The sequence below is a fragment of the Limnobaculum xujianqingii genome, assembly GCF_013394855.1.
GTDB lineage: Bacteria > Pseudomonadota > Gammaproteobacteria > Enterobacterales > Enterobacteriaceae > Limnobaculum > Limnobaculum xujianqingii.
Window position 1 is genome coordinate 197,798 of the sequence record NZ_JABMLK010000002.1, and the last position, 12,481, is coordinate 210,278.

Annotated in this window: 10 protein-coding genes; 6 read left to right on the plus strand and 4 right to left on the minus strand. The window is 45.2% G+C overall.

Going from position 1 to position 12,481, the window contains the following annotated elements:
- Nucleotides 1-63: 63 nt before the first annotated feature.
- The 3 genes from GOL65_RS14745 to GOL65_RS14755 are packed head-to-tail and all read left to right on the plus strand — an operon-like array spanning nucleotide 64 to nucleotide 4,124.
- Nucleotides 64-2,616, plus strand: a complete 2,553-nt coding sequence (locus tag GOL65_RS14745) for a fimbria/pilus outer membrane usher protein (RefSeq protein ID WP_140920287.1) — start codon at nucleotides 64-66, stop codon at nucleotides 2,614-2,616.
- Nucleotides 2,617-2,626: 10 nt separating this feature from the next.
- Nucleotides 2,627-2,917, plus strand: a complete 291-nt coding sequence (locus tag GOL65_RS14750; RefSeq protein WP_140920286.1) for an IS1 family transposase — start codon at nucleotides 2,627-2,629, stop codon at nucleotides 2,915-2,917.
- Between the two features lie 10 nt (nucleotides 2,918-2,927).
- Nucleotides 2,928-4,124, plus strand: coding sequence for a fimbrial protein (locus tag GOL65_RS14755; protein ID WP_140920285.1), 1,197 nt, complete (start codon nucleotides 2,928-2,930; stop codon nucleotides 4,122-4,124).
- A gap of 660 nt (nucleotides 4,125-4,784) precedes the next feature.
- Here the strand turns inward: GOL65_RS14755 and GOL65_RS14760 are convergent.
- On the minus strand, nucleotides 4,785-6,116 hold the full coding sequence (locus GOL65_RS14760; RefSeq protein ID WP_140920284.1) for a D-serine ammonia-lyase: 1,332 nt from the start codon (nucleotides 6,114-6,116) through the stop codon (nucleotides 4,785-4,787).
- A gap of 18 nt (nucleotides 6,117-6,134) precedes the next feature.
- Nucleotides 6,135-7,472 carry a D-serine transporter DsdX gene (dsdX, locus tag GOL65_RS14765; protein WP_140920283.1) on the minus strand — a complete coding sequence of 446 codons (1,338 nt, stop codon included), beginning with the start codon at nucleotides 7,470-7,472 and terminating at the stop codon, nucleotides 6,135-6,137.
- Nucleotides 7,473-7,703: 231 nt separating this feature from the next.
- On the opposite strand from dsdX, the gene dsdC reads away from it, so the two are divergent.
- Nucleotides 7,704-8,636 (plus strand): DNA-binding transcriptional regulator DsdC, encoded by a 933-nt coding sequence (dsdC, locus tag GOL65_RS14770; protein ID WP_140920282.1) that lies wholly within the window; start codon nucleotides 7,704-7,706, stop codon nucleotides 8,634-8,636.
- 629 nt (nucleotides 8,637-9,265) lie between these two features.
- On the plus strand, nucleotides 9,266-9,556 hold the full coding sequence (locus GOL65_RS14775) for an IS1 family transposase (protein WP_140920281.1): 291 nt from the start codon (nucleotides 9,266-9,268) through the stop codon (nucleotides 9,554-9,556).
- Between the two features lie 325 nt (nucleotides 9,557-9,881).
- On the opposite strand, the gene GOL65_RS14780 is transcribed toward GOL65_RS14775, so the two are convergent.
- The gene (locus tag GOL65_RS14780) at nucleotides 9,882-10,766 is read right to left on the minus strand and encodes a LysR substrate-binding domain-containing protein (RefSeq protein ID WP_322091296.1); all 885 of its coding nucleotides are present in this window, start codon (nucleotides 10,764-10,766) and stop codon (nucleotides 9,882-9,884) included.
- A 678-nt stretch (nucleotides 10,767-11,444) separates the two neighbouring features.
- On the opposite strand from GOL65_RS14780, the gene GOL65_RS14785 reads away from it, so the two are divergent.
- On the plus strand, nucleotides 11,445-11,735 hold the full coding sequence (locus GOL65_RS14785; RefSeq protein ID WP_140920280.1) for an IS1 family transposase: 291 nt from the start codon (nucleotides 11,445-11,447) through the stop codon (nucleotides 11,733-11,735).
- A gap of 108 nt (nucleotides 11,736-11,843) precedes the next feature.
- Here the strand turns inward: GOL65_RS14785 and GOL65_RS14790 are convergent, their stop codons facing one another.
- Entirely contained in the window at nucleotides 11,844-12,017 is a 174-nt protein-coding gene (locus GOL65_RS14790; RefSeq protein ID WP_179038436.1) for a hypothetical protein, read from the minus strand.
- Between the last annotated feature and the right edge of the window lie 464 nt (nucleotides 12,018-12,481).

Sequence of the window (12,481 nt, forward strand, 5' to 3'; positions counted from 1 at the left end):
ACAATAACGGGGAAGTTATGGCTTCCTGAAGATGAAATGATGTCTTGAGTGAAAGGAATTCACATGTCAGCTTTTAACCGTTCGCTTTCTCCATTGACAGCTGCCATCCTGCTTGCCCTGTCCGGGTGGGCCGTAGCGGATGACACCAATGACGCGTTTGAGTTTAACCCCTATTTTATGAGTCCCGACAGCCAACAGCGTATCGATCTGACCCGTTACAATCAGGACTTAACGCCGGTTGGCACCTATCGGGCCGAGCTGATCGTTAACGGTCGACGTATTGGCCGTGATGAAGTATCGATTAAAGATCGCCTGGTTGATGGCCAAACCGTCGCCAGAGTGGATGTTTGTATTAAGCGTAGCACCCTGAGTGCGCTGGACCTCAATGTTGAAAAGTTCAGCCCGGAAGCGCAGGCACAGATTAATGATGCTAAAGAAGATAGTTGTCTGGCACTGAATCAACTGCTGCCGGAAAACAGCGTAGTTTTTGATGCTAACGATCTGACCCTCAATTTAGATCTGCCGGAAATTTATCTTATCCAGCGCCCACGGGGTTATGTGAACCCGGAACAGTGGGATCAGGGGATAACTGCTGCCACGCTGGGTTATAACCTTAATGCCAGCCGTACCCACTACGGTAATCAGGATTATGACAATCTGTACGGTAACCTGAATGCCGGTTTTAACCTGAAAGGCTGGTATTTCCGCCATAACGGTATCTATACCAAGCCCAATGACAGCAGCGGCGATTACAACAATATCAATACTTTTGTACAGCGGGATATTACCGCAATACAGGGCCGCCTGTTAGTTGGGGATGCTAATACCAAAGGTGAGCTATTCGACACTCTGTCATTTCGCGGTGCACAAATTGCTAACGAAGAACAGATGCTACCCAATGCACTACGGGGCTATGCACCGGTGGTACGGGGCAGTGCCAGAACGGCCGCGAAAGTCGTGATCCGCCAGTCCGGCGATATCATTTATGAGAAAAATGTCGCGCCGGGGCCATTTGAAATTACCGATCTGTATCCCACCGGTTATGGCGGTAATCTGGATGTCACCATCGAAGAAGCGGATGGCAGCTCACAAAATTTCCAGATGCCTTATGCCTCCACCAGTAATCTGCTGCGTCCTGGCACCCATCACTACAGTCTGACCTACGGCAAGTTACGTTCCAGCTGGCTGAAAAGTGAACCGGTACTGGTGGAAGGAACCTATCGTCGCGGTATCAATAATAGCCTGACGCTGTACGGCGGCGTGCAGGGTAACGAAGATTATCAGGCATTACAGGGGGGAACCTCTATTGGTACGCCAATTGGCGCTTTCTCCTTTGATGTCACTCATGCCAAAACCAAACTGGGTGAGGCCTGGGGTGTGGATCAGGGCTCAATGTCTGGTCAAAGCTATCAGTTGAAGTACAGCCAGAATATTGAATCCACCGGCAGTAATTTATCGGTGGCGGCCTATCGCTTTTCTACCGATGGTTATATGGATTTCACCACTGGCATGTCCACCCGGGAAGTGATTGGCGATGGCTACAACAAAGACTGGATCCGTCGGGCGAAGAATCGCCTGTCGGTGAGCGCCGCGCAGACATTGCCGGAAAACTACGGTCAGTTTTATCTCAGCGCCTGGCAGCAGGCTTACTGGAATGACGATCGTACCGATCGCCAGTATCAGTTTGGCTATAACAATCGGTTTAAGAGTATCAGCTATGGTCTGAACATGACCCGCAGTCAGGATGCTTATGGTAAAGCGCAAAACACCTACATGCTAAACATTATGGTGCCGCTGGATAACCTATTTGGCTTCAGTCAGATGGGGATCACCGTTAACCGTGGACCGGAAAGCACCATGAACGAACAAATTTTTGCCAATGGTACCGCCGGTGAAGATCGCCAGTATAACTACAACATTACCGCAGGGATGACCCGTGATGGTCGTGAAGACAGTCGCAGCAGTAGTCTGGTGGTGAACGGTTCTGCCCGCACCCCTTACACCACCATCAATGCGCTGGCGGGGGCCGGAAAAGGTTATGAAACCTACTCCGCCGGTTTAAGCGGCGCCATGGTAGCTCACAGCGGCGGCCTGACCCTGACGCCATATAGCGGAGATACCTATGCATTGGTCGAAGCCAAAGGTGCCAAAGGAGCGAAAATGGTCAGCTATCCGGGCATTAAAGTGGACAGCTTTGGCTATGCGGTGGTGCCTTATCTGACCGCCTATCAGATGAATGATGTGGAAATCAGTCCTAAAGGACTTTCCAACAACGTTGAACTCAACCTGACCCGTCAGAAAGTAGCACCGTACAGTGGTGCTGTAGTGAAAGTAACCTATGACACCACGGTCGGCTATCCGGCTCTGATTAATGCGCCGTTGGCCAGCGGTAAGCCACTGCCTTTTGGTGCCGATGTGTATGACGAACAGGAACGACACATTGGTGTGGTCGGGCAGGGGGGACGTCTGTTTGCCCGCGTGCCATCCACTGAAAGTAAGTTAAAAGTGGTATGGGGTGATGCTATCGATCAGCAGTGCTCTCTTAGCTATCTGATGCCGAAAGATGCCAATCCGGAGAAGGATAACGTGATTAAATTTAACTCAGTCTGTCAGTAAGGAGGACGTGATGATACGTCTAAACCCAGAGTGCCCTCATTGCCACCGAAAGGAGGGGATCAGAAAGCATGGTATCAGCAGAACTCGATTGCAGCGCTACATGTGTATTGACTGCGGTAAAACGTTTCAGACTCGCTATTACTATCGGGCCAATTACCACAACATCAACAGCCAAATCAGCGAATTAGTCAGGAAAGGCTGGAGCGCGCAGAAAATAGGTATTCATCTGAAGATCAGCGTTAACACGGTGAATCGTCGGTTGAAAGATCTGTTAATTCACAGTGACTCGCTAACGGACTAAGGGACGAGTAATGATGCAATCAATGATTAATGTAATGCCGCGTGGCAAAAGGAAGATAGGGCTGCCAGGTCAAGTGGTATTGGGATTACTGGCGCTGGTGGCAGTAGAGGCGAAGGCGGCCACCTGTGCCCCTTACGATCCTGCTTACTATCGGGATATTTCTGTTCCGGTGGTTGGACCGGGTATTGCCAGTGTTGGGGAAGAGGTCGCTGTTGGATCGATCATTTATTATGGTTCATATCAGATTGAATACATGAATATGGGATGGCGCTGTACATGGGCTTATGGTGAAGCACCTGTAACCATAGAAGCGTTTACCAAAGTTAATGTAATTTCTCAGCCATCCGGCGCTCCGGTGCTTTTAGGGGGCAAAACAGTCTTTCCAACCAATATCCCGGGAATTGGCATGGCTGTTCAGATGAGCACGGGTATTATGACCAGTTGGCAATATCCGGTGGGCTGGATTCATACTCCCTATGTGAGTACCTCGCCTACTGGAGGGGGGATGTCGCATTCACCTCTGGGTCATTTCAACGTTCAACTCATTAAAACCGGACCTATTTCAACTTCGGGCACTCAGCAGGTGCTGGCGTCATCATTTCCTGTTTTTGAGGCATCACAGGGAACGACTGCTCCCTCATTTTTTAGTCAGAAATTCTGGACCGTGCGTTTTAACGGCGCGATTAATATTGTGACTAAAACCTGCCAGGTCGAAGATGTGGATGTGGATTTAGGCTCGCATCAATTATCTGACTTTCCTACCAGATACAGTACTTCTGAGTGGAAGGATTTTAATATTACGCTGAAGAATTGCCCGCCTTTTCATGGGTATATGACAGGTACCGGCAGATATATTTATGATGAAAAAACCGGTCAGACAACCTCCTCAGGCTCTCCGATAACGGCCAATAAATTGAATTTTTCATTTACCAGCGTTCACGGTAATTACAATACTTATGCTGCCAATACCGAAACCGGACCGGGTACGGCGGAAGGGTTTGCCATTCAGATGGCAACTCAGTCCAGCAGCAATGCAAATATTAGCCTTACATCAAACGTTCCGCATACTTCATTAGGCATTACGTTGACGACTAATGATGGGGCTAATTATGTGATCCCATTGAAGGCCCGGTATTATCGATATGGGGAGACGGCGAAGGCCGGGAAAGCGAATGGGGCGGTGACGTATACGGTGAATTATTACTAGGTGTTCTTTTGGGCGGATTTAGTGTGGAGTAAGTTTCGTCCGCAAATAATACCGCTTTTTACTCGGCGGCTGTGCGGCGGCCGAGCAAGAGGTGCTTGGGCGAGCGCCTCCTGCACCTCCGCGCCTTCGCACGCGAATTCAGGTCGCCTGATGGCGACTTCCTTCCTCCTTCGTTCGGCCTTTACGCACCGGCACAGAGCCGCTCCAGACGTCGCTGTGCCTCGCCCCGCGTCCATGCGGGGCGTGCTGGCCTCTCTCAGTCGTCAGCTGAATTCCAGTGCTCCTGAAGGTCAAAGGATTTAAGGTCAAAGGATTTAAAGTCAAAAGATTTAAGATCAAGGGATTAAAGGGGGGATATTTGAAGTTGATAGTTTACCGACCGCATTCAGTGCTGATTTAAGCTTATTACTTTTACGGTCGGGATATCCGCTGAAGTTAATTACTTGATATATAAAATAGTTAATTGAAGGGCAGTCTGCCGTAGGCAGGTTTTTATCGTCAGATACAGACGGTCTTCCGGTTTCCGGCCGGGTGCGAAGGTAAGATGAGCAATAGGGCTTTTACGGCCGGAATAGGCACAGTTGCTGATTTATCAGGTTTATCAGCAGTCAAAAAAAGACGCCATTTGGCGTCTTTTTTATCTTTCGGTCAACTAACCGCTTATATCCTGGCTGTCGCCAGATATTTCGCCATTTCGACTTCTGGTACCATGCCGCCGCCGGTTGCCCATACCAGATGGGTGGCGTTACGCATTTTTTCAGCAGTTAGCTGTTTGCTTTCCAGATAGGTTTTATCAGCGGTTACGCGGGATGGGCCCGGTATACCAGCCAGTGCGGAAGGTTCCAGTTGGATGCCTTCGTCGCGGTTCATCAGGCCTAACAGGTCGTACATTTCCTGATCGCTTAAGGTGTAGTAGCCGTCCAGCAGGCGTTCCATTGCCCGGCCAACAAAGCCGGAGGCGCGGCCTACTGCCAGACCGTCTGCGGCGGTGACGTTATCAATACCGATATCCTGTACTGAAGTACCATCATGTAAACCGGTATGCACTCCTAGCAGCATGCAAGGGGAGTGGGTTGGCTCGGCGAAAATACAGTGAACGTTATCGCCAAAGGCCAGTTTCAGGCCAAAGGCCACACCGCCGGGGCCACCGCCTACGCCGCAAGGCAGATAGACAAATAATGGATGGTCTGCATCTACCACCACATTCATCTGCTCAAACTGGGCCTTTAATCGGCCTCCAGCCACAGCATAACCAAGGAACAGGGTTTGAGAGTTTTCATCATCAATAAAGAAGCAGTTAGGATCGGATTCAGCCTCTTTACGACCTTGCTCAACCGCTACACCGTAATCCTGTTCGTATTCCACTACGTTCACACCGTGGGAACGCAGTTTTTGCTTTTTCCATTCGCGGGCATCGGCGGACATATGAACGCTGACGCTGAAGCCTAACTTGGCGCTCATGATGCCGATAGACATACCGAGGTTACCGGTTGAACCAACCGCAATGCTGTACTGGCTGAAGAACTGCTTAAACTCTTCAGAGAACAGTTTGCTGTAGTCATCGCTCTCTTGCAGTAATCCTGCCTGCATAGCCAGCTTCTCGGCGTGGGTCAGAACTTCATAAATACCGCCACGCGCTTTAATTGAACCGGAAATAGGCAAATGGCTGTCTTTCTTCAACAGTATTTTTCCCGTGACCTCCACGCCATAGCGCTGGTTCAGAGTTTGCTGCATGGTGGGGATTGCCACGACTTCTGATTCAATAATACCGTTAGTCACCTGCGTTTCCGGGAAGGCTTTGCATAAGTAAGGAGCAAAACGCTTGAGTCGGGCTTCGGCCTGTTGCACGTCGCTGATGTTCAGCCCTACGTATGGCAGACCTTCTTTCAGCGTGGTGGCTCGCGGGTTAAACCAGCTCACTTCCTCTAAATCAATCAGGCGTTTAACCAGAGGGAAGTCGTTGATTAATTGTTGAATCTCTGTGCTTTTCATAATGTATCTCTTTTTCAATTAAACCACGTAAGAAAGGAGGAATGTGCCAGCCAGGGCAATCAGCGAGGCGATAAAGGTTGCCGTGGTGTAATACTTGAAGGTTTCGTTCAGGGTTGCTCCGCAGTATTGTTTCACCAACCAGAACAGAGAATCGGTCACAATGGTACAGCCGATAGCGCCGGAACCGATAGCTAATGTAATGATTTCAGGGCTGATATCCGGATACATTGGCAGCATTGGAGAAACAATCGCCGTTGCGCCCATCATGGCAACGGTGGCAGAACCTACTGCGGCGTGCAGGATGATAGCTACCAGCCAGGCCAGCAGAATTGGATGCATATCCAGATTCGACAGAATAATCGCCAGCGTATCGCTCAGGCCGCTGCCTTTCAAAATACCGTTAAACGCACCGCCAGCACCGATAATCAACAGGATGTTAGCAATAGAACCAAAGCACTCTTCGGTTTTTACCAGCAGGGTGCTCATACCCATGTTGCGTTTAATACCCAGAATGTAATAGGCCACGAACGCTGCAATAAACATGGCGGTAATTGGGTTACCGACAAACTCCAGCACGGTATACAGGGTGGTGCCCTTGGTCATGTTCAGTTCTGCGGCGGTTTTGATTAGCATCAGTGCAATAGGTAGCAGAACGGTAAATAACGTGGCGCCCAGCGAAGGTAAATCTTCTTCTTTACGTACTTCGATATCGGAGAACTCGGCCGGAACTGGTTTAAACGGCAGACGGTTGCCTAAAAACTTCAGGAACAGCGGGCCGCCGATCAGTGAAGCAAACAGACCAACAATCAGGCCGTACACAATGACCGAGCCAATATCGGCACCCAGTTTATTGGTAACGAACAGTGCCGCCGGATGCGGAGGAACAATACAGTGTACCGCCATCAGTGCGGTACACAGAGGAATAGCCAGTTTTAATAAGGAGGTATTGGTCTTTTTAGCAATGGAGAACGCCAGAGGAATAAGTAATACCACACCGACTTCCACAAACAGCGTGATACCACATACCAGACCAACCAGCACCATGATGACATCAGGGGAGAGCCAGCGGCAGCGTTGCAGGGTGATACCAATGCGTTCTGCTGCACCGGATATTTCCATCATCTTACCCAGAATAGTCCCTAAACCAATGACTGCCGCCAGGAAACCCAGCGTGCCGCCAATACCGCCTTCAATGGCGTTGACCATTTCCAGCGGATTCATTCCCATTAGCGCACCAACGTAGAAGCTTGCCAACAGCAGCGCCAGGAACGGGTGAATCTTTAATTTTACAATGGTAAAAACAATCAAAATGATACTTGTCAGTAAAGTACCGATAACCCAGAGATGTGAGTCCATATCCGACCTCGTTTTATAATAATAAATCCCGTTTGTATTGGATAAGAACCGGCGTTTCCTGACAAACGATAAAAACGACGTCTTAGATGAACCAGATTGAATCAAATTGGTGATGTTTATCAAAAAATCATCACGCTTTGCGCTTTGAATCACATAAATTCATGCTAAAAGCCTGTCAGGGCATGCTCTTCGGTATACTTGTTAAACGCTTTAGCATCAGATTTAAGACTTATGTATACCGAAGACAGTTACCTTGCCAGAAATCGACTGCTGAACAGTTATCAGTTATCAAAACTTCACACCTTTGAGGCAGCTGCACGCCACAGCTCTTTCGCCATGGCAGCGGATGAACTTAGCCTTAGCCCCAGCGCCGTTAGTCATCGGATTAATGGGCTGGAAGAAGAGCTGGGCATTAAGTTGTTTCAACGTTTTCATCGTAAAATTGAGCTGACGCCAGAAGGGCAGCGGGTTTACTGGGCGCTGAAGTCATCTTTGGAGTATCTGAATCAGGAAATTCTGGAGATTAAAAACCAGGAGCTGTCGGGTAATCTGACGGTATATTCCCGTCCCTCTATCGCTCAGTGCTGGCTGGTGCCCAAACTGGCAGATTTTGGTCGTCAGTATCCTTCCATTAGCCTGAATATTCTCACCGGCAATGAAAACGTAAATTTTCGCGGTTACGGTATCGATCTGGCGATCTATTTTGATGATAAAACGCCGGAAAAGCTGGCCTGTCAGCATCTGATGGATGAGTCGATGGTGCCGGTATGTAGCCCGGAATATGCTGAGCAGCATCAATTGCAGGGAAATATCCATAACCTGAAGCACTGCACATTGCTGCACGACAGACAGGCGTGGAGTTATGATTCAGATACCGATGAATGGAGCTCATGGGCCCGACACTTTAACGTCACGTTAGAGGCAGATCGACACAGTATGGGGTTCGATCGTTCCGACTTGGCAATTATTGCGGCGATTAACCACGCGGGTGTGGCAATGGGCAGGAAGAAGCTGGTGAATAAACGACTGGCGAATAACGAACTGGTAATGCCATTCCCTGAAATGGAAGTGATGTGTGAACAGCGCTATTACATCGCAACATTGCCGGAACGTAGGGACCCTAAAATTGATGCGTTTATTGGCTGGTTAAGGGCGGTGGTGTGAGGGCATGATGTTCGGTTTGGGGTAGTTTCATTCACGACATCGCGTCTTTGGCGCTAATTGTGCATTATTCTGACTCATTAACATGATGGGTAATTAGCACCGCTCAAATATCTTTTTTAAGTTTGGGAGCAATATGATCATTGAATATTGTTAGACACTATATCGCTGCATAGTGTTTATATTCTGTCTGTATCCTCATTATTGGTGATAAATTAAACTTTCCTTACCTGTAATTCATATTAGCCTTACCTTTAATTTGTATTAGTATTTTTTGAAGTGAGTATTTATTATTTCAATGTGTTGCTGTGTTTGTTTGTTTTTTTAAATTTATGTTTTAATGTTTTTTATAAGATTGTTAATTTCATGTATTTATTGAATATTAAATTATTATTTTGATTGGTAATGGTTTTTGGTTTTTATTTCATTAACCATTTGAAATTATTGGTTTAATGCTCAATTCGTGAAGTGATTGCTTCTTATTGAATATCATAGCTTAAAAATAAATAGCATTGTAATTAATTAGTTCTTATAAGCATTATTTTTTGAAGTGGACTCAAATATATTGGTTGAATTAATTTATTTCAACGCATTAATTAGCAGCCATTTTATTAATATTTTTGGGAATTATTATGAGCTTTAAGTTAAAGAGAACGCAACCTATATGCCATATTTGTGGTAGAAATGATAGCACAAAAAAATATGGTATCGGTAAGGCCGGACAGCAACGTTATTATTGTATGAACTGTGGTAAAACGTTTCAGACAACCTATATATACAAAGGTAAAGAATTTAATATTGCCGCTCAGGTGGAGATACTATGGGAGAAGAGCCATTCTGTTGAGGAAATCAGTACTGCGCTTCAGGTACCTTTGGTGAAAGTGAAAGCGGTTGTTGCGCTGTTAGAAAAAGATAATGTGTAGTATCGACGGTAAGCATGGTTTTTGTTTATCCATCAGCGGGCAATGGATTAAGAGCCTATTGCTCAAGAGGTTAAAGGGCTTAAATATATTAAAACCCAAGGCTTGGTGTTATTCAGCCTTGTAGAGAGTGTGGAACAGGGACGCCATCTTTTCATGCAGAATAAACAATAACGACTCTTTTATTGGCTGGTTAAGGGGAGGGTGTGAAGGCATGATGTGCTGTTTTGAGGCAAGTTTGTTCACTATGCCATACGTGTAACACCATGCCCTCACTATACAAATCTTGCAGAAGCTGGGCGGACTAATATAACCGACAGGTTCTCCTTTAAAGCGATGAGGGGGGATCGACCATATTTTTTATAAAATCAATGGTTTCTTGTACTTGTGAAGCTAACGGTTTACCTGCAATCCATACCGCACCTACCACCAGATCGGGAATTTGTTCGCTAATATCTCGTCGAATAATACGATTACCCTCCAGCGACCAGGGCCTGTAGGAAAAATCGGACAGAATTGAGACACCCAGTCCGAGTGCAATCATGCTGCGAACGGCCTCAATGGATTTAGTTTGCAGCTTTATGTTGGGACTAAGCTGGTATTCCCCCCAAAACATATCGGCCATTGCGATATGCCCTTCCATATCCAATAGCAGGTAATGTTGCTCAGCAATATCGACTAAGGATATTTCCTCTTTTTTCTGTAGTGGATGGTGAGGCGCGATCCAAAGTTTTTGTTTAGAGCGTAATAATGGCGTGACACCGGTAGCAGGGGTTAGTTGATAGTTTGATGTTACCATCAGTGCGAAATCGATGGTTTCTGCCAGCAGTGCTCTCTCCAGTCCCTCCTGATCGTCTTCAAATAAAATCATAGATAGTGCAGGAAAACGCTGATCCATAGCCTGAAGGACATTCGGCATGAGATAAGCGGCGATGGTATCGGTTATACCAATACGGATTTCCCCGACTAAAGCATGAGGTTGTTGAGTGGCAGAATAGAGGGCGGTTTGCACCGAATCCATAATCTGCCGGGCATGTTCTAAAAAAGATATCCCAAAACCGGTAAGCCGAATCCCTTTGGCATGACGGGTATACAGTTTTGCCCCCAGTATCTTCTCCAGGTTTTGGAGTGAGATAGTCATTGAGGATTGTGAAATATTACACCGCTGCGCTTGATATTTTGCCTGTCTCCGCAACAGCAATAAAAAATTCAAGTTGCCTTAATGAGAATGACATTGATAAAACCAATAATGTGAAATAGAAAATTTATATTAGCATTCCTTGTTGGAGATAAGTACCATCCAAACATAAATTCTAATACGTTGCTTTTACTATAAGGTTTGACTCTTAATAGTATAGATTAGTATTGGTTTTTTTACATAAAATAATAATTAAATTTGAATTTATTTCGTTGTTATCATTTTGTTTAAATTAATTGAATTTTAACTTTTAGCGTTATTGAGTATACGTGTTTTATCTGTAATAAAATCAGGCGTACCTGATTGAAATTATTTTATATGAAATATATTTATTCGTGAATGTGTCTTACTTATTGTTTTTACTTGACAAAATAATCATAACTACATGTATTAATTAATTATTTTTATAATCATTCATAAAGAATAAATTATTGTATATATCATTTTTTAACTAATTTCTTGCTACTAAAAAATAAAAAATATTTTCAATTATTCATCATTTAATAATTTTTGTGATTTTTATTAATTATTTTTGATGTGGCTTATAACATTTTCAGAAATAGAATTCATTTAAGAATCTATGTGGCCAAATAATCTATAACAGGTATTAAGAATGTCATTTAAATTGTATTTCTTATATCAAAATATTTAACAGGATTCATTTTACTATAGCTATTAAATCTGGAGGGATATATGAAGATTAGCTCAAAGAAAATACAACCAATGTGCCACATTTGCGGCAGAAACGACGGCACTAAGAAGTATGGTGTTGGGGCGGCCGGGCAGCAGCGTTATTATTGTATGAACTGTGGTAAAACGTTTCAGACAACCTATATATACAAAGGTAAAGAGTTCAATATTGCCGCTCAGGTGGAGATGCTATGGGAGAAGAGCCATTCTGTTGAGGAAATCAGTACGGCGCTTCAGGTACCTTTGGTGAAGGTGAAAGCGGTTGTGACACGGTTAGAAAAAGATAATGTGTAGTATCGGCAGTAAGCATGGTTTTTGTTTATCCACCAGCGAGCAATGGATTAAGAGCCCATTGCTCAAGAGGTCAACGGGCTCAAATATATTAAAACCTGAGGCTTGGTGCTATTGCGCGTTGTAGAGTGCGTGGAACAAAGACTCCATCTTTTCATGCAGAATAAACTGCAGCGATTCTTTTATTGATGCATTGTTAATCTTGATGACTGCACTGGCAAGGGCAAGACATTGTTCAGCCAGTTCCAACGGATCACCCGGGGTTGAATCGATAAGATTAAGCATGGGAGCATCTCCCAATTTTCAGGTAACAAACTGAAATCGAGGATCGTTTTTCCGATCCGGATCCGTAATTGGATCGTTGTGAGTGTATAAATTCAGGGTGAGTTTGGGTATGCTTCACGACAGCCATGATGTTACTCCATTAACGTTGTGGTCAGAGACCCCGTTAGTGTTCGCGCACTGCGGGGTTTCGCTTTTTTGACTACCGGCAAAATTGCGGGTAGTGAAGGGACTGTATATTTGTGCAGTCCTGGGGTCAATGGCGAAGCCATATCGTTGGTTGATTTCTTTGATATTTTGAAGAAGGTTCGCAAAATGGTTAAAAATATAAGAGATGTGAAAATTTTTATTTTATTAATAAGGACATGTCATCTAAGATAAATTTTATATATCAGTTAGTGTCATAAATTAAACTAATTGCTTATCTTAATAGTATATTTTTTATATTATTTTCTCATGGATAAATA